Raw genomic sequence first — 23,456 nt, 5'->3', positions numbered from 1 at the left:
CCACACACCCACCCCCCCCCCCGCCCCCCCACCCCACAGAGCGCGCGGCGCCCCCCCCGTGGTGGGACTGTCCGGGTCGGACCGACCACCCGGTGACCTAGTCGCCGATCAGCGCGTCGACGAACGCCTCCGGCTCGAACGGGGCCAGGTCGTCGGGACCTTCACCAAGTCCGATCAGCTTGACCGGTACGCCCAGGTCCCGCTGGACCGCGATGACGATGCCGCCCTTGGCCGTACCGTCGAGCTTGGTGAGCACGATGCCGGTGATGTCGACCACCTCGGCGAAGACCCGCGCCTGCACCAGTCCGTTCTGCCCGGTGGTCGCGTCGAGTACGAGCAGCACCTCGTCCAGCGGGGCGTGCTTCTCCACCACACGCTTGACCTTGCCGAGCTCGTCCATGAGCCCGGTCTTGGTGTGCAGTCGGCCCGCCGTGTCGATCAGCACGACGTCCGCACCCTCGGCGATGCCCTCCTTGACGGCGTCATAGGCGATCGACGCCGGGTCCCCGCCCTCCGGTCCGCGTACCGTGCGGGCGCCGACCCGCTCGCCCCAGGTCTGGAGCTGGTCGGCCGCGGCGGCCCGGAAGGTGTCGGCGGCGCCGAGCACGACCGACCGGCCGTCGGCCACCAGGACGCGGGCCAGCTTGCCCGTGGTGGTGGTCTTCCCGGTGCCGTTGACGCCGACGACCATCACGATGCCAGGGCTCTCCAGACCGCTCTCGGTCTTCACCGAGCGGTCGGCGTCCGTACCCAGCAGGCGCAGCAGTTCCTCGCGGAGCAGCGCCCGCAGCTCGTCCGGGGTTCGCGTGCCGAGCACCTTCACCCGCTCGCGCAGGTGCTCGACCAGCTCGTGCGTGGGGGCGACACCGACGTCGGCCCGCAGGAGGGTGTCCTCGATCTCCTCCCAGGTCTCCTCATCGAGGTGCTCGCGTGACAGCAGGGTCAGCAGACCCTTGCCGAGGGCGTTCTGCGAGCGGGCCAGTCGGGCTCGCAGGCGTACCAGCCGTCCCGCGGTCGGCTCGGGGACCTCGACTTCCAGGACGGCCGGTGCTTCCGGCTCCGCCTCTTCGACCGGGGCCTCGGCGGCGGAGGCCTGGGCGTCGGGGAGTACGACCTCCTCGACGGTGCGGCGGGGTTCCTCCCGCGGTGTCTCCGCCTCCTCACCGACGTGCGGCTCGGCTGGCGGAGCGGTGATGGTCGGCGTTTGCGAGGGCGCCGATGGCGGCAGCTGCTTCTTCCGGCGGCTGCTCACCACGAGCCCGCTGATCACGCCGACCGCGACCAGAGCGATGACTACAGCAAGGATGACGATTTCCATAACCCGTCCAGTATCGGCCACGGCTCGCACGAACAGTGCTCTCGGAGGATCACACGAGACTCGCGTCGTACCGGAAAGTTGCGTTCACGGGGTGACGTCCACGGGTGTTCTCATCTGACGCGACGTCAGCTAGCGTCCGGTCATGGCCTTCACCGTCATACGGTTCAACCTCGTCAGCCCGTCGGAGACCCCTGAGTCCCTCGCCACCCGCTACCGCGCCGCGTTGGAGATGGCCGCGTACGCCGACGACCGGGGCGTCGACACCGTCCAGACCGAGGAGCACCACGGCGCGGCGAACAACTGGCTGCCCTCCCCCTTCACCTTCGCGGGCGCTGTGTTCGGGGCCACGCGGCGGATCGCGGTCACCGTGTCCGCCGTCATCGGCCCGCTGCACGACCCGCTGCGGCTCGCCGAGGACATCGCCGTTCTGGACCTGGTCAGCCGGGGGCGGCTGGTCACGGTCGCCGGTATCGGATACCGCCCCGAGGAGTACGCGGCCCATGGCGTCGACTGGCGGCACCGCGGTGCCCTCCAGGACGAGCTGCTGGACACCCTGCTGGCGGCCTGGACCGGGGAGGAGTTCGACTACCGGGGGCGGACGGTTCTGGTCACCCCGCGGCCGTACACCCAGCCGCATCCGATGCTGCTGGTGGGCGGCTCGTCCCGGCCGGCGGCCCGGCGTGCCGCGCGGCTCGGGCTGCCGTTCTTCCCGAGCGCGCATCTGCCCGAGCTCGAGACCTACTACCACCGGCTGCGCGAGGAGTACGGCACGGACGGCTTCTGCATGATGCCCGCGGCGCGGACCTCGCTGCTGCACGTCTCCGAGGACCCGGATCGGACCTGGGCGTCCCACGGCGAGCACTTCCTACACGAGGCGCGGACCTACGCTTCCTGGCAGTCCCGGGACATCCGCTCCGCGGTGCGCTCGGCGGCGACGACGGTGGACGAGCTCCGGGCGGAGGGGGTGTACCGGGTGGTGACGCCGGAGGAGTGCCTGGCGATGGGCGGCGACAGCCTGGTGCTGCACCCGCTGTGCGGCGGGATGCCGGTCGACGAGGGCTGGCGCAGCGTCCACCTGTTCTGCGAACAGGTGCTGCCCCGGCTCAAGGGCTGAGCCGGGGCAGCACCGCGGTCCGAGGAGAGGGGCAGCGGGGATTCAGCCCATCTCCTCCAACGCCTTGCCCTTTGTCTCCGGCACCCATTTGAGGATGAACGGAAACGAGAGCAGTGCGAAGAACGTGTAGATCACGTAAGCGCCCGAGAGGTTCCAGTCCGAGAGGGACGGGAACGTGACGGTGATCAGCCAGTTGGCCACCCACTGGGCCGCCACCGCGACACCCAGCGCCGCGGCGCGGATACGGCCGGGGAACATCTCGCCGAGCAGCACCCACACGACCACGCCCCACGAGAGGGCGAAGAACAGCACGAAGAAGTTGGCGGCGATCAGCGCGACCGTGCCATGGAAGCTCGGCAGTGAGACATCGGCCCCGGTCCCGGTCTTGTACGAGAAAGCCCAGGCGGCGCAACCGAGCGAGACCGCCATACCCGCCGAGCCGATGAGCGCGAGCGGCTTGCGGCCGATCCGGTCGATGAAGATCATCGCGATCACGGTGCCGATGATGTTCACGATGGAGGTTTCGAACGAGTAGAGGAACGAGCTCTCCGGGTTGATGCCCACCGACTGCCACAGTGACGAGCTGTAGTAGAAGATCACGTTGATGCCGACGAACTGCTGCAGGACGGACAGGCCGATACCGATCCAGACGATCGGCAGGAGTCCGAAGCGTCCGCCACGCAGGTCCTTGAACGTCGGCTTGTGCTCGTGCCGCATGTTCTGCTCGATCTCGGCGACCCGGACGTCCAGGTCCACGTCCTTGCCCTCGACGTCGCGGAGCACCTGGCGGGCCTTGTCCTCGCGGCCGACCGAGATCAGGAAGCGCGGCGACTCGGGGATGACCAGCGACAGCAATCCGTAGAGCACCGACGGGACCACCATCACGCCGAGCATCCACTGCCAGGCTTCGAGTCCGGCGATCTCGCCGCGCTGCTCGCCGCCGGCGAAGCTCAGGAGGGCCCAGTTGACCAGCTGTGAGACGGCGATACCGATGACGATCGCGGCCTGCTGGAACGAGGCGAGCCGGCCGCGGTAGGCGGGCGGGGAGACCTCGGCGATATAGGCGGGGCCGATGACCGAGGCCATGCCGATGGCGATACCGCCGAGCACCCGCCACATGGCGAGGTCCCAGAGGGCGAACGGGAGGGCGGAGCCGATCGCGCTCACGGTGAACAGGGCCGCGGCGATCTGCATCACCCGGATACGGCCGATGCGGTCGGCGATCCGGCCGGCCGTCGTGGCTCCGATGGCACAACCGATCAGCGCTGCGGCGATGACCTGTGCCAGGACCTCGGAGCCGACATCGAAGCGGTCCCGGATGGCCACCACCGCGCCGTTGATCACCGAACTGTCGTAGCCGAAGAGGAAGCCACCCATCGCGGCCGATGCCGCGATGAAGATGACATGGCCGAGATGCTCCGGCCGGGCCTTGCGGCCTTCGGGTGACCGCGCCTGCGATGTGCTGGACACATGGACTCCTGGGGCCGTCCGGCGGCGTCGCCGGGCGTGAAGGGACGAGCACTTCAAGTGGCGCACAAGTTCACACCGACCACCACTTGAAGATAAGAACAACGATGCAGAGACTATGCGTTCAAGTATCGAAGTCAATATCTCGGACTGACTTCACGACATCTCTGAATCGGGTGCATTGACTTCAAGTTTTGAAGGTTGCGTGAAAGCGCGGTCGGCGGGAACTAGCGAAGGCGCTGGCTGATGACCTTGGAGACGCCATCTCCCTGCATGGAGACGCCGTACAGAGCGTCGGCGACCTCCATCGTGCGCTTCTGGTGGGTGATCACGATCAGCTGGGAGCTCTCCTGGAGCTCCTGCATGATGCGGATGAGCCGCTGCAGGTTGGTGTCGTCCAGCGCCGCCTCGACCTCGTCCATCACATAGAACGGGCTCGGCCTGGCCTTGAAGATGGACACCAGCATCGCCACCGCGGTCAGCGAACGCTCACCGCCCGAGAGCAGTGAGAGGCGCTTGACCTTCTTGCCCGGCGGACGCGCCTCCACATCGACGCCGGTGGTCAGCATGTTGTCCGGGTCGGTCAGCACAAGGCGTCCCTCACCGCCCGGGAAGAGCCGCGAGAACACACCTTCGAACTCGCGCGCGGTGTCCCGGTACGCCTCCGTGAACACCTGCTCGACGCGTTCGTCGACCTCCTTGACGACCTGGAGCAGATCGGCCCGGGTCTTCTTCAGGTCTTCGAGCTGCTCGGACAGGAACTTGTGCCGTTCCTCCAGCGCCGCGAACTCCTCAAGGGCGAGCGGGTTCACCTTTCCGAGCTGCTGATACGCCCGTTCGGCCGACTTGAGCCGCTTCTCCTGATCCGCGCGTACGAACGGCCTCGGCTGGTTGCGCGGATGCTCCGGGTCGTCCGGCACCTCCTCGCCCTCGGCGGGCGGGGACGGGGGTACGAGCTGGTCCGGCCCGTACTCCGCCACCAGCCCAGCGGGCTCGACACCCAGCTCCTCCAGAGCCTTGGCCTCCAGCTGCTCGATGCGCAGCCGCTTCTCGGCTCCGAGTACCTCACCGCGGTGTACGGAGTCGGTGAGTTTGTCGAGCTCGCCCTTGAGCTCCCTGCCCTCGGCACGGGCGGCCGTCAGCTCCTGCTCGCGGGCGGACTTGGCAGCCTCGGCCGCCGCCCGCTCCCGCTCGGCCCGTACGACGGAGACCTCGACATGGGCGAGCAGCTGACGAGCCCCACGCGAGACGGCCTCGGCCACAGCCGCCTCGTGGCGGAGCCGCGCACGCCGATGCTCGGCCCGTGCCCGGGCCTCACGCTCGGCGCGAGCCCCGCGGTCGAGGGCGTCAGCACGTCCCGCGAGTCCCTTCACCCGCTCCTCATGGGTACGGACCTGGAGACGTGCCTCCATCTCGGTCTGCCGGGCATTGGCGCCGTCGGCCGCCAACCGGTCCCTTACGGAGGTGTCGGGCTCCTCGTCCCCACCCTCGCCGAAAGGGGCGCTCTCCTCGGCGACCGCCAGCCGTTCGGCCAGCTCCTCCGCCTCGTACAGCGCCTTCTCCAGTGCCTCCTCGGCACGGGTCACCGCCGCGGCCGTACGCTCGGCCTCGCCCGCCGCACCCCTGGCCTGGCCGGCGAGCCGGCCGAGCTGCTGGGCGACGCCCGACTTCTCCTTGTCGGCCGCGCGCCGCCGCTCCCCCAGTTCCTCGACCCGTTGGACGCACTCCTTGCGCCGGCCCGCCGCCTCCTGCTGCCGCCCGGCCAGCTCCTCGCACCGTACGCCCAGCTCCTCCAGCTCGACCGCGGCCTCGTCCACGGCGGCCTGGACTTCCAGCAGACTCGGCGCACCCGCCGAGCCGCCGTGCGCGAAGTGGGCCCCCAGCACATCGCCTTCGGCTGTCACCGCGATCAGCCCGGGACGGGCCCCGAGCAGATCCTCCGCCTCGTCCAGTGTCCCGACGACCACCATGTCCCGTACAAGGCGCTCGACCGCGGGCATCAGTGCCGCGGGCCCGCGCACCAGATCTGCCACACGCGGGGCGGGGACCGCCACCTGAGCCGGAATCATCCCTTCCGCACGCGGCTCCCCGCCTTCCGGGGTGCGGGGAGCCACCAGACGCTCCACGGCGGCCTGCGGCCCGGGCATACGGGCTTCCCGCTGCCCGGTGGCCGGTGTCGGCGGCTGCCCGCTCTCGGACGAGCCGCTTGTTTCCGCCGTCCCACGCACCGCGGCGGTCTCCACCGCGGCCGACCCCTGCGCCGGAACCGAGAGCAGCAGGGCCGCCCGTCCCGCGTCGTGCTTGCGCAGCAGGCGAATCGCTTCCGCGGCGGTGGCTGGGTCCCGTACCGCGACGGCGTCGGCCGCCACGCCCAGCGCGGCCGCGACCGGGATCTCGTACCCCGGTGCGACCGTGAGGAGTTCTGCGGCGGGCCCGAGAAGTCCGATGAGGCTGCCACCGGCCGACAGCAGGGCGCCCGTGCCGTCCTTGCGGCGCAGGCCCTGAGCGAGCGCCTCATGGCGGGCGGCCAGGGCGGCGCGTCGGCGCTCGGCCGCCGTGGCGGCCTCGCGGGCCGCCGACAACGCGGCCTCCGCCTCCGTCAGTTCCCGCCTGGCCCCGTCATGGGCCTCGGCCAGAGCGGAGTCGTCCGCGTCCAGACCGTCCACCTCGGCCTTGAGTTGCTCGTACTCTTCCTGGGCCGCGGTCGCCCGCTCCCGGGCCTCGTCGCTGGCTGCCGCCAGCCGGTCGATCTCCGCTTGAGCCGACGCGGCACGCGAACGGGCGGCGTTGACCTGGCCGTTCAACCGGGCGAGTCCTTCGCGCCGGTCGGCGATCGCCCGCGCGACGTCCTTCAGCCTCCGCTCCTCGACCGCGAGTTCGCGCTCCAGTTCGGCGCGGTGCGCCACGGTGTCCTCGAGCGCGCGTTCGGCCGCTTCCAATGCGGCCTCCAGCTCCGCCTCCTGCTCACGGATCCGGACGGCCTCGCGCTCCATGTCCTCGGGGTCCCGCCCACGGCGCTCCTCCGCGGGCACGGAGGTCGCGCTCTTCACCCGGGCGTCGGCCAGTGACACGGTGCCCCGCACCCGCTCCGCGAACTGCGAGAGCTCGTACCAGGTCTGCTGGGCTCGCTGGAGACGCGGCGTCAGCCGCCGCACCTCGTCCTCCAGAGCCGCCTCTCGGGTCTGCGCGGCCTTCAGCTCCCGCTCCGCGGTCTCCTTGCGCTGCTTGAGCGCGGCCTCGTCGGCGACCTCCGACTTCAGCGCCTCGCTCATCCGTACGAGATCGTCGGCGAGCAGCCTCAGCCGGGCGTCACGCAGGTCGGCCTGGATCACCGCGGCCCGCCGGGCCACGGCCGCCTGCCGTCCGAGCGGCTTGAGCTGGCGCCGCAGCTCATCGGTCAGGTCCTGGACGCGCGCGAGGTTGGCCCGCATCGCGTCGAGCTTCCGCAGCGCCTTCTCCTTGCGCTTGCGGTGCTTGAGCACACCGGCGGCCTCTTCGATGAACGCGCGCCGCCCCGTCGGGTCGGCGTGCAGCACGGAGTCGAGCCGGCCCTGCCCGACGATGACATGCATCTCGCGTCCGATACCGGAGTCCGAGAGCAGTTCCTGGATATCGAGGAGCCGGCAGGTGTCCCCGTTGATCTGGTATTCGCTGCCGCCGTTGCGGAACATGATCCGCGTAATGGTGACCTCGGCGTAATCGATCGGCAGTGCCCCGTCGGAGTTGTCGATCGTCAGTGAGACCTCGGCACGGCCGAGCGGCGGGCGCCCGGTCGTCCCGGCGAAGATGACGTCCTCCATCTTGCCGCCGCGCAGCGATTTGGCGCCCTGCTCGCCCATGACCCAGGAGAGCGCGTCCACCACGTTCGACTTGCCTGAGCCGTTCGGGCCGACGACGCAGGTGATGCCCGGCTCGAAACGCAGTGTCGTGGCGGACGCGAAGGATTTGAACCCGCGCAGGGTCAGGGCCTTGAGGTGCACGCCCGGGGACTCTACCTTTCGGTCACGGTTTCACCTATGAAGGTGCAGGGCAGATCAGACGGTAAAGCACGGTGAACGCGAACCGACAAAGGACTGACGACAGGGAAACGCGGAGCGCCGAACGACGCGGCGCGGAGACAGCGCCCACGGCGCATACGGGCAAGACAGGTTCCGGCAGCGATGCGCGGCGATGTACAGGCCGAAGTGCGGGCCTACGGGGAGGCAAAAAAGAAGGGACGCCGAAGCGTCCCTTGCATACCTACCAGCGAGAGTTTCTCACCTGATCCCGATCTCGGGCTGACATCAGGTGAGCGCCGGCTCGCCCTTGGGTACGTTGACGTCGATGCCTTCAAGCAGCGACTCGCCATGGTGCTGTGCGGCGGCAGCACTCAGCACGTCGTTCTCGGACTGGATCCGTACGAGCTCGGACTCCAGATCCTGGACGCGCTGCTGAAGCCGTCGCATCTCGGCGAGAAGTCGCGGGTCGGATCCGCCGACGTAACCGAGAAGCGCCTTTGCCATGATGGATGGTCCTCCACACTGAGTGACCGACCGATGCGGTGTGGGTCGTGAGGGATTTTCGCACCCGCGGTGCTCGGCAGCGCTTGTTCTGACTGCGGTTCGTACTGCCAAACAACTAAGGTGCGCGGGGCTTCCAGCGTCTCACCAAAAAGTTTGACGGTCAACACGATCACACCCCGTATCGGCAGACATCCCGGGGGCAGGCGGCCGCGAACTTCGCGACCACGGCTCTCCAGCGGGGCCTGGGGGCGAGGAGATCATCCTTAGGGCGGCAGCCTGGCACGTAGAGGCCGTTCTTGGCAACCACCAGGCCATTTCCATCGAACACATGCGCTGTCGGCGCCGATATGAACACACCGTGTGGCCGTATGCCCGCCCCGTCTCGACCTTCCCTCAGCGGATCGCGAACCCGTCGTATCCGCCGCGCGGAACACCCCAGATCTCGGTCACGCCGTCGACGTTCCCGGGCGTGTCGGACGAGCGGAGCCACTCCAGGAGACGGTGGCAATTGTCACGTGGACCTTCCGCCACGACCTGCACCCGGCCGTCGTCGAGATTGAGCGCGAAGCCCTCAAGGCAGCCGATCTCCAGAGCGTTTTCCCTGGTGAACCAGCGAAATCCGACACGCTGTACGCGGCCGCGCACCCAGACCGTGATGCGCGCATGTTCATTCATGCCCCGCAAGCTATCCGGTCGATGGTGCGCACATCACATCGCCTGAGTCCGTATTGGCGTACATTGCCACGCATTGACCTCACTCGTATGGGTGAGGTCCACTCTCATACAGAAAGGGCGACCGGATGGGACGCCACCGCCGGAAGAACCGGGCCGCAGTGCCCGTCCGCACCGGGCTGCTCGCAGCCGTCGCCGCCGTGGCAGTCGCCACCGTGGCCGCGGCCACCGGTGTCGTGCCGGGCGGCAAGGAGTTCCTCCTGGGCGAGAACAGCTCCAGCAGCCGGCAACTCGAGGTCCGGGAGTCCGGATCCGACGGGAGCGGCGAGAAGGCTAAGGACGCCGGCAAGAGCGGTACGTCGTCGACCCACGGCAAGGCGTCGGCGGCCCCCGCCAAGCCTCAGGCCCAGTCGAAGACGCCCGCGCCGCGGGCGGCGAAGTCCGCCGCCCCGGAGAAGAGCGCCACCTCGTCGGCGCCCGGCCGGACCACCGTCCCGGAGGCGCCGACCGCGGCAGTGGAGACTGAGCGGACGCAGCGGCCCGACTCGAAGGCCCAGCAGCAGCGGACTCCCCGGGCCGCCGATCCGCAGAAGACCGTCACGCGGCCGGCCGCCCCGGAGCGCAGCCTCGTCCCCGAGCCCGCGCGCTCGCCTGAGTCCCCGGCACCGACTGCCACAGCCACCGCTTCGGCTTCGGCTTCGGCTTCGGCTTCGGCTTCGGCTTCGGCTTCGGCTTCGGCTTCGGCTTCGGCTTCGAAGGAGACGTCATCGGCGGCCACGGGCGAAGCGGCTGCCGAGGCCCAGGTCCTCACGCTCGTCAACGAGGAGCGTGCCCGAGTGGGCTGCGCCCCGCTGCGCGGCGACGGGTCGCTCGCCGCGCTGGCCGACCGGTTCAGCGAGGACATGGCGGCACGCGGCTTCTTCGGCCATGTCGATCCGGACGGCAACGACCCGTGGAAGCGGGCCGCCGAGATGGGCGTCGGCAACCTGGGAGCGGAGAACATAGCCCGCGGCCCCGGCGACCCCGAAACGGTGGTGCGCCACTGGATGAACGACGACGTCCAGCGCGCGAACATGCTGAACTGCGCCTACCAGACCATGGGGGTGGGCGTGTCCTTCGCGGGCGGCGGCCCCTTGTGGACACAGGAACTCGGGCTCTGAGCCTGCCGCCCCCGCTCCGCTGTGCTCACCGTAGGCGCTGTCCTGCGGTGAGCACCTGCTTGCGGGATGCGCGGGCGTATGGTGAGTGCTGTGGCTGACGACCTTGATGATCTCGCTGAAGACCTCGCCTTCGATGTGTTCAGCCGGCAGTGCCCGTCCCGCAGCGCGCTGGAGCATGTGACCGGCCGATGGGGCAGCCTGACGCTGGGTGCCCTCCATGAGTCGGGCTGCCGCTTCAACGAGCTGCGCCGCCGGGTCGACGGCGTCAGCGAGAAGATGCTCTCCCAGACCCTTCAGGCGCTGGAGCGGGACGGTCTGGTGCACCGCGAGGCGCAGCCGACCAATCCGCCGCGGGTCGACTACGAGCTCACCCCACTCGGCCGGCAGGTGGCTGAGCGGCTCATGGCCCTGATCGAACTCGTGGAGAGCCGGATGCCCGAGGTGCTCACCGCCCGCGAGCGCTACGACGAGACGCGCGGCGGGCGCTGACAGCGCGGGCAGAAGTAGCTGGAGCGATTCATCCACGGGCGCCGGCGCATGGGTGTCCCGCAGCGGCGGCAGGGCTCGCCCGCGCGACCGTAGGCGTCGAGGGAGCGGTCGAAGTACCCGGACTCGCCGTTCACGTTGACGTAGAGGCTGTCGAAGCTGGTACCGCCGACGGCGAGCGCCGCGGTCATCACGTCCCGTACGTGCCCGAGGAGTTCGAGCGAGCGGGGGCGGTTCAGGCTCATCGTCGGCCGGTCGTAGTGCAGTCTGGCGCGCCACAGGGCTTCGTCGGCGTAGATATTGCCGACCCCGCTGATCAACGACTGGTCGAGCAGCGCCCGCTTGACGGTGGTACGTCTGCGGCGCAGCGCGGTGACGAAGCCCGAGTCGTCGAAATCGGGGTCGAGCGGGTCCCGTGCGATATGGGCGATGACGTCCGGGAGCCCTTCGGGGCTGGTGTCGTGCAGCGAGAGACCGCCGAAGGTGCGCTGGTCGACGAAGCGGAGCTCGGTGCCGAGGGTGTCGTCGAAGCGGATACGGATCCGCAGATGCTTCTCGTCGGCCGCGGTCTCGGGCTGCACGAGTAGCTGCCCACTCATCCCCAGGTGCCCGAGCACCGCGGCGCCGCTGTCCTCCAGCGGCAGCCACAGGTACTTCCCGCGCCGCTGGGCGACACCGATCCGGTGTCCTTTGAGCCGGGCCGCGAAGTCCTCGGCCCCGCCGAAGTGGCGTCTGACGGCCCGGGGGTGGAGCACCTCGGCCTCGGAGACGACCCGGCCGGAGACCCATGCCTCCAGTCCACGCCGGACCACTTCGACCTCGGGCAACTCGGGCACGGGTGGCTCCTCCTCGGTGGTCTACGGGACGACGCCCGCAGCGTACCTCCGGCGCGTACGGGGGTTCCCCGCACCGGGCACGCGATCCGGGAGGGCTGGATCCCGGTTGAAATCCGAAGGCCTCCGCCGCACCGGGGTGCGGCGGAGGCCTTCGGCCCGCAGATCAGGCCGTGGCCTGCTGCGAAGGGGCGCCGGCCCCTTCGGAGGCGGATTCATCGGATTCATCGGCGACAGCCTGCTCGGCAGCCGCCTTCTCCGCGGCGACCCGCTCGTCCGCCGCGGCGCGGATCGCGCGCCACGCGGACTCGGCCGCCTGCTGTTCCGCTTCCTTCTTGCTACGGCCAGTGCCGGTGCCGTACGAGACACCACCGACGCGGGCAGCAGCAGTGAAGGTCTTCTCGTGGTCCGGACCGGTCTCGGTGACCAGGTACTCGGGCACACCAAGGCCCTCGGCCGCGGTGAGCTCCTGGAGGCTGGTCTTCCAGTCCAGTCCGGCACCGAGGTTGGAGGACTTCTCGATCAGCGGGTCGAAGAGCCGGTGCACCAGCTCGGATGCCGCGTCGAGCCCCTGGTCGAGATAGACAGCGCCGATCACGGCTTCAAGCGTGTCGGCGAGGATGGACGCCTTGTCCCGGCCGCCCGTGCCCTCTTCGCCCCGGCCGAGCCGGATGAAGGAACCCAGGTCCAGGCCACGCCCGACCTCCGCCAACGCGCGCGAGTTGACCACCGCGGCCCGCAGCTTGGCCAGCTGGCCTTCGGGCAGATCCGGGTGGGTGCGGTAGAGCGTGTCCGTGACCACCAGTCCGAGCACCGAGTCCCCGAGGAACTCAAGCCGCTCGTTGGTGGGCAGACCGCCGTTCTCGTACGCGTATGAACGGTGGGTCAGCGCACGCACCAGAAGGGCGGACTCGAGTGGATACCCGAGCCGCCCTTCCAGAAGCGTGTGGGGCGAGGCTGCGCTTGCGTTGTCTGCCTGCTTACTGGCGCTGGCGTCAGACATGGAGCCTCTCACCAGCCGCTCAGACCTCGAGGACCTGGCGCTTGTTGTAGGTGCCGCAGCTCGGGCACGCGATGTGCTGCAGCTTCGGCTCCTGGCAACGCTCGCACGAAACCAGGGTGGGGACCGCAGCCTTCCACTGCGACCGGCGGTGGCGCGTGTTGCTGCGCGACATCTTCCGCTTCGGAACAGCCACGGCTACTTCTCCTGCTTCTCGGCGGCGCGAGGTGATCGAGGCGCGTCGCCGCTCATCTTGTCCTTCTCACCGGTTCCCAGTGAATCGGCGAGTCCCTGCAATGCCGCCCAACGGATGTCGACGGCGTCGTGGTGGTGCTCCGGATCGTCATTGAGGCTGACCCCGCACTGGGGGCACAGACCCGCACAGTCCTCCCGGCACACCGGCTGCATCGGCAGTGCGAGCACCACCGCGTCACGCAGCACGGGCTCGAGGTCGAACATGCCGTCCTCGAGGAAGAGCATGTCCTCGTCCTCGGCGTCGTCGCCCGGTTCCGCAGCGCGGCTGCGACCCCGGTCGTCGGCGTCAGGGTACGAGAACATCTCCTGGAATTCCGCCACGACCTCTTGGTGCAGCGGCTCCAGACACCTTACGCACTCCCCCTCGGCCCGGGCACGGGCGGTGCCCGTGACGAGCACCCCTTCCATGACGGATTCGAGGCGGAGCTCAAGCTCCACCGGAGCGCCCGCGGGCACCCCGATCACCTCTTCGATGCCGAATACCGGCGTACCGGGCGCGTCGACCGTGCGGGTCAGCCGCTGGAGCGCACCAGGACGCCGTCCCAGCTCGTGTGTGTCGAACACGAGGGGGTTGCGATGGTCGAGGCGGGCGTTCAGGGCGCTTCCTGCTTTCGGGTCGTGCGTCTGGATCGAGAGGGGTCGCGGTTTCCGAGCAGCATCGAGCTGCACGCACGCGCGACCGAACAGCCAGGATACTGGACCGTTCGCTGTTGGCCCAATCGGGTCCCGCCGGTCGCCGCCGCTCCCAGCCGGTCTCCGGCGGTCAGTGGATCAGCGGCCCTGCTCGTAACGCCGCAGCTGCTCCATGTCGATCATGCTCGTGTCGAAGAAGCTCGTCTCGTCGAGCTGCGGCTGCGTCGGGGCCTGAGGCTGCTGCTGGTACTGCTGTTGGTACTGCTGCTGCTCGTAGCCGTACTGCTGCTGGGCATAACCCTGCTCGTACTGCCCTTGGTCGTACTGCTGTGCGTAGCCCTGCTGGGCGCCGTAGGCGCCGGTGGCGTACGGGTCCTGCTGGTAGGCGTACGGGTCCTGGGGCTGCCCGCCGTAGCCCGTGTCCGCGGAGTACGGTCCGGCCTCGGCCTGGACCTGGGCCGGGATGTGGACGGGCTGCTCCGGCTGCGCCTGCGGATACGGCTGCTGCTGCGGCTCAGGGTCGGCGAGCTCGGCGAGCCCCGCGAGGTAGTCCGCGTCACTGGTGGTCGTCTGCCGTGTGCCGACCGCGTCCTGGGCGGCGATATGGGCTCCGAGCTCGTCCGTGGCGATCCGGCCGTGCAGCTTCTGCCGACCGCGTCCGACCGCCTCCAGGGTCTTGCTGAGCACCGCCTCGAAGGCGCCGAGCTTGGCGTCCACGTATTCGTCGGCCCGCTGGATCAGCGTCTGCGGATCGGCGCTGTACTCGGGTGCGTCGTCATCGGCCGGATCGGCGTAGCCCTGGTCGCCGGGCGCCGGGGAACGACCGAGCAGCTTCTCGCGCCCGCGGTCGACGGATCCGATGGTCTTGTTGAGCACGACCTCGAAGTTGGCGAGCTTGGAGTCGACGTACTCATCGGCCTCCGCGCGGATCTCCGCGGAGTCCCGGCGGGCCTCGGAGAGGATGCGATCCGCCTCCTCCTGCGACTGCCGGGCGATCTGGGTGCCGGAGACCATGGAGCCGCGCTCGGAATGCGCGGCCTCGATGATCCGCGCGGCCTCCTGGCGGGCATCGGCGACCATCTGCTCACGGTCGCCGATCAGCTCCTGGGCCTGGGCGAGCGAGCCGGGCAGGGCCTCGCGCACCTCCTCGAGCATGGCGAGCAGCTCGGCGCGGTTGACCACGCACGAGGCCGACATGGGCATGGACCGGGCGTTCCCGACCACCTCGACGATCTCGTCGAGCTTCTTCTGCACGTCCACCGTGTGCTCGCCACTCTCTACACAGTCACAACAGCCGATTGCCGGTTCGGAGCCGGACGGGACGACTGTACGGGCAGTCGGCCCGGGTCCGACAGCCGGTGACGCTCAGTCAGGCCCCGGGGCCCTGCGTCACCTCTCCGGAAGGCGCTCGGTCAGCGAGGCCAGCACCACGGGGGGCACCAGGTGGGACACATCGCCACCCCACGCCGCGACCTCCTTGACCAGGGAGGACGACAGGAAGCTGTAGGTCGGGCTGGTGGGGACGAACAGCGTCTCGACACCGGATAGCCCGTTGTTCATCTGGGCCATCTGGAGTTCGTAGTCGAAGTCGCTGACGGCGCGCAGGCCCTTGACGATGGCGGGGATGTCCCGCTCCTTGCAGTAGTCGACGAGCAGGCCGTGGTACGCCTCCACCTCGACGTTCCCGTACTCGGCGGTGACCTCGCGGATCAGCCCGATCCGCTCGTCCACGGTGAACAGGCCCTTCTTGGCCTGGTTGATCATCACCACGACGTGTACGACGTCGTACAGCTTGGAGGCGCGGGCGATGATGTCGAGATGTCCATTGGTAATGGGGTCGAACGACCCCGGACAGACGGCGCGGCGCAACTGAAGTCCCTCGCTCTCCGGTCCGGTCATGGTGCGTCTTCGCACGTAGAGGCGGCGCGACCGTACCAAAGCGTCCCTTCGCCGTAACGACGGGCCCTCAGTGGTTCGATGCCGTCGGGCCAGTCGAACTCCCCGCCTCTGGTGCTGCGCTCCACGGTGACGACGGCGTCGTCCGCGAGCCAGCCCCCCGCGCGGAGTGTGAGGAGGATCTCGCGAAGATCGTCATCGGTTACGGCGTACGGGGGGTCCAGGAACACGATGTCGTACGCGTCCCCCGGCACCGGTCCCTGGATGACCTGTTCAGCCCGGCCGTTGCGCACCTCGGCGCCCGGCAGGGCGAGCGCGCGTACGTTGTCCCTGACCGTGCGGACGGCGCGGTTGTCGGCCTCCACGAGCAGTGCGTGGGACGCGCCCCGGGACAGGGCTTCGAGCCCGACGGCGCCCGAACCGGCGTAGAGATCGGCGACCCGCAGGCCCCGCAGGGTGCCGAACAGCGACTCCCAGGTGGAGAAGAGGCCCTCACGCGCCCGGTCGGAGGTCGGGCGGGTGCCGTTGCCCGGCGGCACGGCCAGGCGACGTCCGCCGGCCGCACCGGCGATCACGCGGGTCATCTGGGTCCTTCTCGGCGCTTGTCTCGGTCCGGTCAGCCTCCACGATATGGGTTTCGCCGCACACCCGGGTCCATGGCCCGCCGCCGATGGCGCCGTCAGCCCTTGTCCAGGTACTGCTCGCGGTCCGCGTCGAGCAGTGCGTCGAGCGCGGTACGCAGCTCCGGGAACCGCTCCAGGTCCGGATCGGACGCGACCACCGCCACGGCCTCCTCGCGGGCGGCGGTGATCACGTCCTCGTCCTCGATGACGGCCAGCACCCGCAGCGATGACCTGACGCCGGACTGCGCCTGGCCCAGCACATCGCCTTCACGGCGTTGTTCGAGATCGATACGGGACAGCTCGAAGCCATCCAGCGTGGCCGCCACCGCACCGAGCCTGGCGCGGGCCGGGCTCGCTTCCGGCATCTCGGTGACGAGCAGGCAGAGGCCGGGGGCGGAGCCACGGCCGACCCGGCCGCGCAACTGGTGGAGCTGGGAGACGCCGAAGCGGTCCGCGTCCATGATCACCATGGCGGTCGCGTTGGGTACGTTCACCCCGACCTCGATGACGGTCGTGGCCACCATCACGTCCACCTCGCCGGCGGCGAAGCGGCGCATCACGTCGTCCTTGTCGTCGGGCGCCATACGGCCGTGCAGCACCTCCACCCGCAGTCCGCTCAACGGGCCCTCGGCCAGCCGCTCCGCCACGTCGAGCACGGCGAGCGGTGGACGCTTCTCGGTCTCGTCCTCCGGGGACTTCTGCCGGGCGTCCGCGGACTGGGACTGGTCGACGGAGTCACCGATCCGCGGGCAGACCACATACGCCTGGTGGCCGTGCCCGACCTCCTCCCGCACCCGCTCCCAGGCCCGCGCCAGGAAGTGGGGTTTGTCGGCGGCCGGGACCACATGCGACGCGATGGGCGAGCGCCCGGCGGGCAACTGGTCCAGCACGGATGTCTCCAGGTCGCCGAAGACCGTCATGGCGACCGTGCGGGGAATCGGGGTGGCGGTCATGACCAGCAGATGGGGCGGCTGCTTGCCCTTGCCGCGCAGGGCGTCTCGCTGCTCCACGCCGAAGCGGTGCTGCTCGTCCACGACGACCAGTCCCAGATCGTGGAACCGGACCTTGTCCTCGATCAGCGCGTGTGTGCCGATGACGATCCCGGCCTCACCGGTCGCCAGGTCGAGCAGGGCCTGCCGGCGGGCGGCGGCGCCCATGGAACCGGTGAGCAGCACCACCTTCGTCGCCCGCTCGGCACCGCCGAGCATGCCGCCTTCGGCGAGGTCGCCCATCATCTCCACGATCGAGCGGTGGTGCTGCTGCGCGAGGACCTCGGTGGGGGCCAGCATCGCCGCCTGGCCGCCCGCGTCCACGACGGCGAGCATCGCGCGCAGGGCCACCATCGTCTTGCCGGAGCCCACCTCACCCTGGAGCAGCCGGTGCATGGGGTGCTCGGTGGCCAGATCGCCGAAGATCTCGGCGGAGACCTTCCGCTGGCCCTCGGTGAGAGTGAACGGCAGTCGCGCGTCGAAGGCACTCAGCAGCCCGTCGGGGGCGGGCCTGCGGGCAACCGCGGGAAGCTGGGCGTCCGCGTGGCGCCGCCGGGCGAGGGCGACTTGGAGTACGAAGGCCTCGTCCCACTTCAGCCGGGCCCTGGCCTCCTCGACGTCCGCCTTGCCGCCGGGCCGGTGGATCTTGAGCAGCGCCTCGGGAAGTGACACGAACCCGCGCCCCTCGCGCAGCGCGGGCGGCAGCGGATCGAGCGCCTCGTGCGCCCGGGGCAGGACCGCGTCCACGGCCTTGGCGATCTTCCAGGACTCCAGGCCCTTGCAGGCGGGGTAGATCGGGATGAGCTTCCCGGCGAACGCGCTGACCGCGCCCTCACCGCCGGGTGTGCCGCCCGTGCCCTCGGACGGCAGCCGCTCGTAGCTGGGGTGGGCGAGTTGCAGCTTGCGGTTGAACATGGACACCTTGCCGGCGAACATCGCGCGGCTGCCCGGCGGGAGGTCCTTGTGGGGTTTGTGGATGCCACGCCCGAAGAACACGAGCTGCAGCCGCCCGCTGCCGTCGGTGATGGTGATCTCCAGGCGCTGCCCCCGCCCGCCGTTGAACTTGTGCACACGTGCGTCCGCGACCTGGGCCACGACCGTGACGTCCTCGTCCAACGGGAGCTCGGCGAGACGGGTGAGCTGCCCGCGCTCCTCGTAGCGCCGGGGATAGTGGTGCAGGAGGTCGCCCACGGTGCGCAGGCCGAGGTTCTCGGCCATGACCTTGGCGGTCGCGGGGCCGAGGCTGGTCTTCAGGGGTTCATCCAGTGCGAGCTGTGCGGACACGCGGTCCATTGCACACCACGGCACCGACAACCGTCTCGTCGCCGGGGGGACGGGTTTCGCAGCGCTGCTTCAGGGGGGCGGGACCCCGCGCGTCACTCGACGCCGATCATCAGCGGCGCGCCCGCCCCGTCGTGGATCACCGTGTCCACCGCCAGGTGCCCTCTGCGCACGTGGGCCTCCAGTCGGTCCGCCAAGCCGGACGGGGCGTCGTCCGGGAGGACGAGGGTGACGAGTTCACCGCCGGCGGAGAGCATGCGGTCGAGCACCGTCTCCGCCGTGGACGCCAGGTCCTCGCCGATCACCGCCACATCGCCGTCGATCAGACCCAGGACGTCCCCGGCCTGGCAGACCCCCGCCGAGGTGAAGGACTGCCGCTCGGCCACGGCCAGTTCGCCGTAGCGGGTGGCGCCAGCCGCCGAGGTCATCGCGACGACGTCCTCGTCGAAGCGGCGGTCGGGTTCGTGGACCGCGAGGGCCGCGATCCCCTGGACCGGCGAGCGGGTGGGGATGAGGGCGACCCGGACGCCCTCGGTACGGGCCTGTTCCGCGGCCGCCGCCGCGGTGTGGCGCAGCTCGGGGTCGTTCGGCAGCAGTACGACCTCGCGCGCGTGCGCCCTCCGGATGGCCGCGACGAGTACGCCGCTCGCGAGGGGTTCCCCGGGCCGCGCCAGCACCGTGGTCGCACCGGCCGTCTCGCAGAGCACCGCGAGCCCTTCGCCGGGCACCACGGCCACGACGGCGCGTTGTACCGGTTCGCGAGGTTCGGCGGGTGGGGCCGTGTCGAAGTGGGTGATCCGGATCCGGTAGGGGCGGCCTGCCTCGACGCCCGCTTCCACGGCCGCGCCGGCGTCGTCCACATGGACGTGGACGTTCCACAGTCCGTCACCGCCGACGACGACGAGTGAGTCTCCGAGGCCGTCGAGGCGCTCCTTGAGCCGGGCCACCGCGGAGTCGCCGGCCTCCAGGAGGTAGATCACCTCGAAGGCGGGCCCGCCGTGGGGACATGGTTCCGCGGAGACGGCCGGGTCCGTGACGGATTCCGCCGGGTGGGCCCGGGGCACCGGTCGTTGTCGTTGCCGTACCGGGGCCTTCCCCGGCGGCGCCTCCCCCGTCACCGCTTCCAGCAGCGCGCCCAGCACCGCGAGCAGTCCCTGGCCCCCGGCGTCCACCACACCGGCCCGGCCCAGTACGTCGAGTTGCCCGGGAGTCTCGTCCAGTGCCGTGCGCGCGCCCGCGTATGCGGCCGGCAGCGCGGCTGTGTCGTCGTCTTCGGGGAGCGCGGCGCGGCCCGCCGCCGTCGCCACGCTCAGGATCGTGCCCTCCACGGGGTGCGCGACCGCCTCGCGCGCGGACCGCGCGGCCCGCCGCAGCGCCGCTGCCACGCCGCCCTCCTGGTCCACCAGTACCTCGGTCATGCCCCGCAGCAGCTGGGCCAGGATGGTTCCGGAGTTCCCGCGCGCCCCGATCAGCGCCCCGTGGGCCATGGCCCGCATGGCGTCTTCGAAATCGGGCTCCGTGGCCGCCCCGGGCTCGTACGCCGCGAAGACCGCCTCAACCGAGCGGGCCGCGGATTCGACGGTGAGATACAGGTTGGTGCCGGTGTCCCCGTCCGCGACCGGGTAGACGTTGATCGCGTCGAGCTCCTCGCGCTCACGCCCCAGCGCGTCCAGTGCCAGCGCGCACCAGTCGCGCACCACCCGGGCGTCGATCGCCCGCCCCGCGCCCGCCACCGTCCTTGCGCGCGGCCCCGCGGGCTCCTCGCGAAGCCCGTCCTGTTTCGGCAACTGTCGTCCCTCCTTGAGCGGCTTGAGCGCCCGGCTGCACCGCAGGGTAGACCCGGGGCCGGACCAGGACCGGGCGGGGGGCGAGGGATGCCATGGTAGTTTCGTTGTACGGGAGCAGCCGTTGTATGCTGCTCCGGTTGCCCGATGAAAGTCGGGCTATTCCCCCGGCAAGCCACTTCAGACACCTGATTCCGGCACGCCGGATTTCACTGTAAGTGCATCTGAAGTCTTTGGAGTGACCCGTGGCTGCCAACTGCGACGTCTGCGGCAAGGGGCCGGGCTTCGGCAACAACATTTCGCACTCGCACCGCCGTACGTCCCGTCGCTGGAACCCGAACATCCAGCGCGTGCGTGCCGTGGTCGGTCGGACGCCGAAGCGGCTCAACGTCTGCACCTCGTGCATCAAGGCCGGCAAGGTCTCGCGCTAACCGCGACGTTTTGTCGTAGCGCAGCCCGCCGGTTGCCTTGGAAAGCCGGTCCACTGATGTGGACCGGCTTTTTGCCGTGCCCGCACGGCTTCCAGGCGGGGGTTGCGGGAGAGCCCGGTTACGGGCGAGCCCTCAGCGGAAGCGCCAGCCGTGGTCGACCGGCCCGATCCCGCCGCCCAGCGCGTAACCCGCGACGATGGCGCCGGTGACGTACTCCTTCGCCGCGTACACGGCATCGGGGACCGTGAGCCCCTTGGCGAGCCCCGATGCCACGGCCGAGGCCAGTGTGCAGCCGGTGCCGTGGGTGTGCAGGTTGCCGTGACGGGGCGACCGCAGCCAGTGTTCGTCGGTGCCGTCGGTGAGCAGGTCCACGGCGTCCCCCGCGAGATGCCCGCCCTTAATCAGCGCCCAGCGCGGCCCGAGGTCCAGCACCGCGTCCGCCGCACGCCGCAGGTCGGACTCGCCCGCCACCCGTACGCCGGTGAGCTGGGCGACCTCGTCCATGTTCGGGGTGGCCACGGTCGCGGCAGGCAGCAGCTTCCCGCGTACGGATTCCAGCGCGGACTCGGCGATCAGCGGGTCGCCGTGCTTGGAGACGCCGACCGGGTCCACCACCACGGGCACGTCCGTGGCGGCCAGCAGTTCGGCGACACACTCGACCAGTTCGGCCGACGCCAGCATGCCTGTCTTGACGGCGTCGACGCCGATGTCGTCGGCGACGCTGCGGTACTGGGCGCGCACCGCTTCGGCCGGAAGCTCCCAGGCGCCCTGCACGCCGAGCGAGTTCTGGGCCGTCACGGCGGTGATCACGCTCATTCCGTGGACCCCGAGCGCCAGCATCGTCTTGAGGTCGGCCTGGATCCCGGCACCGCCGCCGGAGTCGGATCCGGCGACGGTGAGCACCCGCGGCGGTGCCTGGGCCGCGTGCTCGGCGCTCACGCTCCCTCCCCGAAGTGGTCCCAGCCGCCCTTGCTGGTCCAGGGCGCGCCGTCCACTGTCACCTGGGGCAGCGCGGACGGGTTGAGGACCTCGCCGATCACCTTCCAGCGGGCGGGCAGTTTCGCGTCCGGGGGGAAGGTCGCGACGATGGCGTGGTCCTCGCCGCCGCTGAGCACCCATTGCAGCGGGTCGACGCCGACTGCCTGGCCGATGTCGTTCATCTGCGTGGGGATGTCGATGAGTCCGGAGCGCAGGTCGATACGGACCTTGCTGGCCTCCGCGATATGGCCGAGGTCGGCGACCAGGCCGTCGCTGACATCGGTCATGGCGGTGGCGCCGAGTCCGGCCGCAGCGGGCCCCGCGTGGTACGGCGGTTCCGGGCGGCGGTGCGCCTCCACAAAGGCGCGGGGCGAGCGGAAGCCGCGGGAGAGGACCGCGTGTCCGGCGGCGGACCAGCCCAACCAGCCCGTGTACGCGACGACATCACCGGGCTGGGCACCCGCCCGGGTCACCGGGTCGTGGTTGCGCAGGTCGCCGAGTGCGGTGATCGCGACGGTGATGGTGTCGCCGCGTACGACGTCCCCGCCGACCACCGCCGCCCCGGCGACCTGGCATTCGTCGCGGATACCGTCCATCAGCTCGGTGGCCCAGGTGACCGGAAGATCTGCGGGCACGACCAGGCCGAGCAGCAGCGCGGTGGGCACCGCGCCCATGGCCGCGATATCGGCCAGGTTCTGGGCCGCGGCCTTGCGGCCCACGTCGTACGCGGTCGACCAGTCGCGCCGGAAATGCCGTCCCTCCAGCAGGAGATCGGTGCTGGCCACCACCCTGCGGTCGGGAGCGGCCACCACCGCGGCGTCATCGCCGGGTCCGAGCCGTACGGCGGGGGTGGTGGTGAGCCGGGAGGTGAGCTCCCTGATGAGCCCGAACTCCCCCAGCTCGCCCACAGTGCCCTTCATTCCTGTGCTCCTTCTGCCCCAGTGCGCTTGCGGTCGCGAGCTGTCACTGCTGTCGGTACGGTCGAGTAGGCCGAGCCGCCGGTCAACTTCCGCGCTGTCCGCGCCACGCTGCGCGCGCCTTGGAGCGCGCGGGTCTCCCCGCGGCCCGCGGCGACGCGATACCGTGGCGTCCCTTCTCCCCACATGATCCTCGTGGCCGCCCTGGAGGTTCCGTGGTACAGGCGTACATCCTTATTCAGACCGAGGTGGGCAAGGCGTCGACCGTCGCCGAGACCATCGCCAAGATCCCGGGGGTGATCCAGGCCGAGGACGTGACGGGTCCGTATGACGTGATCGTGCGCGCCCAGGCCGATACGGTGGACGAGCTCGGTCGCATGGTGGTCGCCAAGGTCCAGCAGGTGGACGGCATCACGCGAACGCTGACCTGCCCGGTCGTGCACCTGTAGCCCCCGTCTACGCTTGGCCGGTGTTGTCCTTTCACCGGCATACCCCTCTGCCCGCCACGGCCGCGGTGCTACTGGCCGTCGCGGGCTGCGCCGCGGACGCGCCCGTGGTCGCGGTGCCCACGCCCCCTCAGCAGGAGTCGGCGTTGTGCCGTGCCCTGCACAAGGCGCTTCCCGATTCCGTGGCCGGAATGGAGCGCCAGGACCCCGAGCCGCGTTCCGAGCTGACCGCCGGGTGGGGGGACGCCGCGATCGTACTGCGCTGCGGTGTCCCCCGGCCCCCGGGGATGAGTGATCCGCAGGGACAGGCGGCCGAGGTCAATGGCGTCGACTGGCTGGTGGAGGAGCGCGATGGCGATGGCCCCCGCCTCACCACCGCGTCCCGTAAGACCTATGTGGAGGTCACGCTGGGAGAGAAGTACGCCCATGACCTCGGGCCGCTGACGGATCTGGCGGCACCGGTCGCGAAGACCATCCCGGCGCTCTTCACCGAAGAACCCGCCGAGCGCGGGGAGCACGGTGAACCCGCCGGGCACGGCGACCACTGAACGGCTGCCGTGGGGGGGGGGGGGGGGGGTGGCGGCGGGGGGGCGAGGCGCGCTCGGCGGCGCCCGGGGGGGGCCGCCCGGCCCCGGGCGGGGCGCGGGCCGCCCGCCCGCACCGGCGCCCGC

22 protein-coding genes are annotated in these 23,456 nt (G+C 70.5%); 6 read left to right on the top strand and 16 right to left on the bottom strand.

Annotation, left to right across the window (positions count from 1 at the left end; genetic code table 11):
• Positions 1–97 precede the first annotated feature (97 nt).
• Complete coding sequence (gene ftsY / locus ACFWI9_RS18665; protein ID WP_387163272.1) at positions 98–1,318, bottom strand: signal recognition particle-docking protein FtsY; 1,221 nt, start codon at positions 1,316–1,318, stop codon at positions 98–100.
• Between the two features lie 142 nt (positions 1,319–1,460).
• On the opposite strand from ftsY, the gene ACFWI9_RS18660 reads away from it, so the two are divergent.
• Positions 1,461–2,432, top strand: a complete 972-nt coding sequence (locus ACFWI9_RS18660) for an LLM class flavin-dependent oxidoreductase (RefSeq protein WP_387163270.1) — start codon at positions 1,461–1,463, stop codon at positions 2,430–2,432.
• Positions 2,433–2,474: 42 nt separating this feature from the next.
• Here ACFWI9_RS18660 and ACFWI9_RS18655 read toward each other — a convergent pair whose 3' ends face one another.
• The 4 genes from ACFWI9_RS18655 to ACFWI9_RS18640 all read right to left on the bottom strand — a co-directional run bounded on the left by ACFWI9_RS18655 (position 2,475) and on the right by ACFWI9_RS18640 (position 9,076).
• Positions 2,475–3,902: a sugar porter family MFS transporter gene (locus tag ACFWI9_RS18655; RefSeq protein WP_387163268.1), complete on the bottom strand. Its 1,428-nt coding sequence runs from the start codon at positions 3,900–3,902 to the stop codon at positions 2,475–2,477.
• Between the two features lie 224 nt (positions 3,903–4,126).
• Complete coding sequence (locus ACFWI9_RS18650) at positions 4,127–7,879, bottom strand: AAA family ATPase (RefSeq protein ID WP_387163266.1); 3,753 nt, start codon at positions 7,877–7,879, stop codon at positions 4,127–4,129.
• A gap of 303 nt (positions 7,880–8,182) precedes the next feature.
• A complete protein-coding gene (locus ACFWI9_RS18645; RefSeq protein ID WP_387163264.1) occupies positions 8,183–8,401 on the bottom strand; it encodes a hypothetical protein in 219 nt (72 codons plus the stop codon).
• 393 nt (positions 8,402–8,794) lie between these two features.
• Positions 8,795–9,076 carry an acylphosphatase gene (locus ACFWI9_RS18640; protein WP_387163262.1) on the bottom strand — a complete coding sequence of 94 codons (282 nt, stop codon included), beginning with the start codon at positions 9,074–9,076 and terminating at the stop codon, positions 8,795–8,797.
• A 125-nt stretch (positions 9,077–9,201) separates the two neighbouring features.
• Here ACFWI9_RS18640 and ACFWI9_RS18635 point away from each other — a divergent pair, with 125 nt between their 5' ends.
• Entirely contained in the window at positions 9,202–10,233 is a 1,032-nt protein-coding gene (locus tag ACFWI9_RS18635) for a CAP domain-containing protein (RefSeq protein ID WP_387163260.1), read from the top strand.
• A 78-nt stretch (positions 10,234–10,311) separates the two neighbouring features.
• The gene (locus tag ACFWI9_RS18630; RefSeq protein ID WP_387163258.1) at positions 10,312–10,722 is read left to right on the top strand and encodes a winged helix-turn-helix transcriptional regulator; all 411 of its coding nucleotides are present in this window, start codon (positions 10,312–10,314) and stop codon (positions 10,720–10,722) included.
• Here the strand turns inward: ACFWI9_RS18630 and mutM are convergent.
• The 9 genes from mutM to ACFWI9_RS18585 all read right to left on the bottom strand — a co-directional run bounded on the left by mutM (position 10,695) and on the right by ACFWI9_RS18585 (position 19,962).
• The gene (gene mutM / locus ACFWI9_RS18625) at positions 10,695–11,555 is read right to left on the bottom strand and encodes a bifunctional DNA-formamidopyrimidine glycosylase/DNA-(apurinic or apyrimidinic site) lyase (RefSeq protein WP_387163256.1); all 861 of its coding nucleotides are present in this window, start codon (positions 11,553–11,555) and stop codon (positions 10,695–10,697) included. The two genes, ACFWI9_RS18630 and mutM, sit on opposite strands and share 28 nt — an antisense overlap.
• Before the next feature lie 163 nt (positions 11,556–11,718).
• Positions 11,719–12,555, bottom strand: a complete 837-nt coding sequence (gene rnc, locus ACFWI9_RS18620) for a ribonuclease III (protein ID WP_387163254.1) — start codon at positions 12,553–12,555, stop codon at positions 11,719–11,721.
• A gap of 19 nt (positions 12,556–12,574) precedes the next feature.
• Complete coding sequence (gene rpmF, locus ACFWI9_RS18615; RefSeq protein ID WP_003965982.1) at positions 12,575–12,748, bottom strand: 50S ribosomal protein L32; 174 nt, start codon at positions 12,746–12,748, stop codon at positions 12,575–12,577.
• Positions 12,749–12,750: 2 nt separating this feature from the next.
• On the bottom strand, positions 12,751–13,404 hold the full coding sequence (locus ACFWI9_RS18610; protein WP_387163284.1) for a YceD family protein: 654 nt from the start codon (positions 13,402–13,404) through the stop codon (positions 12,751–12,753).
• A gap of 174 nt (positions 13,405–13,578) precedes the next feature.
• The gene (locus ACFWI9_RS18605) at positions 13,579–14,700 is read right to left on the bottom strand and encodes an ATP synthase F0 subunit B (protein ID WP_387163252.1); all 1,122 of its coding nucleotides are present in this window, start codon (positions 14,698–14,700) and stop codon (positions 13,579–13,581) included.
• 129 nt (positions 14,701–14,829) lie between these two features.
• Positions 14,830–15,339 (bottom strand): pantetheine-phosphate adenylyltransferase, encoded by a 510-nt coding sequence (gene coaD, locus ACFWI9_RS18600; protein ID WP_387163250.1) that lies wholly within the window; start codon positions 15,337–15,339, stop codon positions 14,830–14,832.
• Positions 15,336–15,920 carry a 16S rRNA (guanine(966)-N(2))-methyltransferase RsmD gene (gene rsmD / locus ACFWI9_RS18595; protein ID WP_387163248.1) on the bottom strand — a complete coding sequence of 195 codons (585 nt, stop codon included), beginning with the start codon at positions 15,918–15,920 and terminating at the stop codon, positions 15,336–15,338. Before rsmD ends, coaD begins: the two co-directional genes overlap by 4 nt.
• A gap of 95 nt (positions 15,921–16,015) precedes the next feature.
• Positions 16,016–18,241 carry an ATP-dependent DNA helicase RecG gene (recG, locus tag ACFWI9_RS18590; protein ID WP_387163246.1) on the bottom strand — a complete coding sequence of 742 codons (2,226 nt, stop codon included), beginning with the start codon at positions 18,239–18,241 and terminating at the stop codon, positions 16,016–16,018.
• An 83-nt stretch (positions 18,242–18,324) separates the two neighbouring features.
• On the bottom strand, positions 18,325–19,962 hold the full coding sequence (locus ACFWI9_RS18585; protein WP_387163282.1) for a DAK2 domain-containing protein: 1,638 nt from the start codon (positions 19,960–19,962) through the stop codon (positions 18,325–18,327).
• A 296-nt stretch (positions 19,963–20,258) separates the two neighbouring features.
• On the opposite strand from ACFWI9_RS18585, the gene rpmB reads away from it, so the two are divergent.
• On the top strand, positions 20,259–20,444 hold the full coding sequence (gene rpmB / locus ACFWI9_RS18580; protein WP_003957616.1) for a 50S ribosomal protein L28: 186 nt from the start codon (positions 20,259–20,261) through the stop codon (positions 20,442–20,444).
• A gap of 132 nt (positions 20,445–20,576) precedes the next feature.
• Here the strand turns inward: rpmB and thiD are convergent, their stop codons facing one another.
• Both thiD and ACFWI9_RS18570 read right to left on the bottom strand, forming a co-directional pair.
• Positions 20,577–21,383: a bifunctional hydroxymethylpyrimidine kinase/phosphomethylpyrimidine kinase gene (gene thiD / locus ACFWI9_RS18575; RefSeq protein ID WP_387163244.1), complete on the bottom strand. Its 807-nt coding sequence runs from the start codon at positions 21,381–21,383 to the stop codon at positions 20,577–20,579.
• On the bottom strand, positions 21,380–22,342 hold the full coding sequence (locus ACFWI9_RS18570; protein WP_387163242.1) for a thiamine-phosphate kinase: 963 nt from the start codon (positions 22,340–22,342) through the stop codon (positions 21,380–21,382). The genes thiD and ACFWI9_RS18570 overlap by 4 nt, the downstream gene beginning before the upstream one ends.
• A gap of 212 nt (positions 22,343–22,554) precedes the next feature.
• Here ACFWI9_RS18570 and ACFWI9_RS18565 point away from each other — a divergent pair, with 212 nt between their 5' ends.
• Together ACFWI9_RS18565 and ACFWI9_RS18560 are read left to right on the top strand one after the other, a co-directional pair.
• Positions 22,555–22,788 carry an Lrp/AsnC family transcriptional regulator gene (locus ACFWI9_RS18565; RefSeq protein WP_064070330.1) on the top strand — a complete coding sequence of 78 codons (234 nt, stop codon included), beginning with the start codon at positions 22,555–22,557 and terminating at the stop codon, positions 22,786–22,788.
• 23 nt (positions 22,789–22,811) lie between these two features.
• Positions 22,812–23,333 (top strand): DUF3515 domain-containing protein, encoded by a 522-nt coding sequence (locus ACFWI9_RS18560; RefSeq protein WP_387163280.1) that lies wholly within the window; start codon positions 22,812–22,814, stop codon positions 23,331–23,333.
• Positions 23,334–23,456 lie beyond the last annotated feature (123 nt).

The sequence above is a fragment of the Streptomyces sp. NPDC127084 genome, from assembly GCF_042724175.1.
Taxonomy (GTDB): Bacteria; Actinomycetota; Actinomycetes; order Streptomycetales; family Streptomycetaceae; genus Streptomyces.
Note: the sequence above shows the minus strand (reverse complement) of the source record. Positions and strands in the feature narration are given on the sequence as shown.

Bases quoted from the DNA above. Each gene is read 5' to 3' on its own strand.
- ftsY (WP_387163272.1), bottom strand. From the start codon at position 1,318: ATGGAAATCGTCATCCTTGCTGTAGTCATCGCTCTGGTCGCGGTCGGC.
- ACFWI9_RS18660 (WP_387163270.1), top strand. From the start codon at position 1,461: ATGGCCTTCACCGTCATACGGTTCAACCTCGTCAGCCCGTCGGAGACC.
- ACFWI9_RS18645 (WP_387163264.1), bottom strand. From the start codon at position 8,401: ATGGCAAAGGCGCTTCTCGGTTACGTCGGCGGATCCGACCCGCGACTT.
- ACFWI9_RS18640 (WP_387163262.1), bottom strand. From the start codon at position 9,076: ATGAATGAACATGCGCGCATCACGGTCTGGGTGCGCGGCCGCGTACAG.
- ACFWI9_RS18635 (WP_387163260.1), top strand. From the start codon at position 9,202: ATGGGACGCCACCGCCGGAAGAACCGGGCCGCAGTGCCCGTCCGCACC.
- ACFWI9_RS18630 (WP_387163258.1), top strand. From the start codon at position 10,312: ATGGTGAGTGCTGTGGCTGACGACCTTGATGATCTCGCTGAAGACCTC.
- rnc (WP_387163254.1), bottom strand. From the start codon at position 12,555: ATGTCTGACGCCAGCGCCAGTAAGCAGGCAGACAACGCAAGCGCAGCC.
- coaD (WP_387163250.1), bottom strand. From the start codon at position 15,339: ATGACCGGACCGGAGAGCGAGGGACTTCAGTTGCGCCGCGCCGTCTGT.
- rsmD (WP_387163248.1), bottom strand. From the start codon at position 15,920: ATGACCCGCGTGATCGCCGGTGCGGCCGGCGGACGTCGCCTGGCCGTG.
- recG (WP_387163246.1), bottom strand. From the start codon at position 18,241: ATGGACCGCGTGTCCGCACAGCTCGCACTGGATGAACCCCTGAAGACC.
- ACFWI9_RS18570 (WP_387163242.1), bottom strand. From the start codon at position 22,342: ATGAAGGGCACTGTGGGCGAGCTGGGGGAGTTCGGGCTCATCAGGGAG.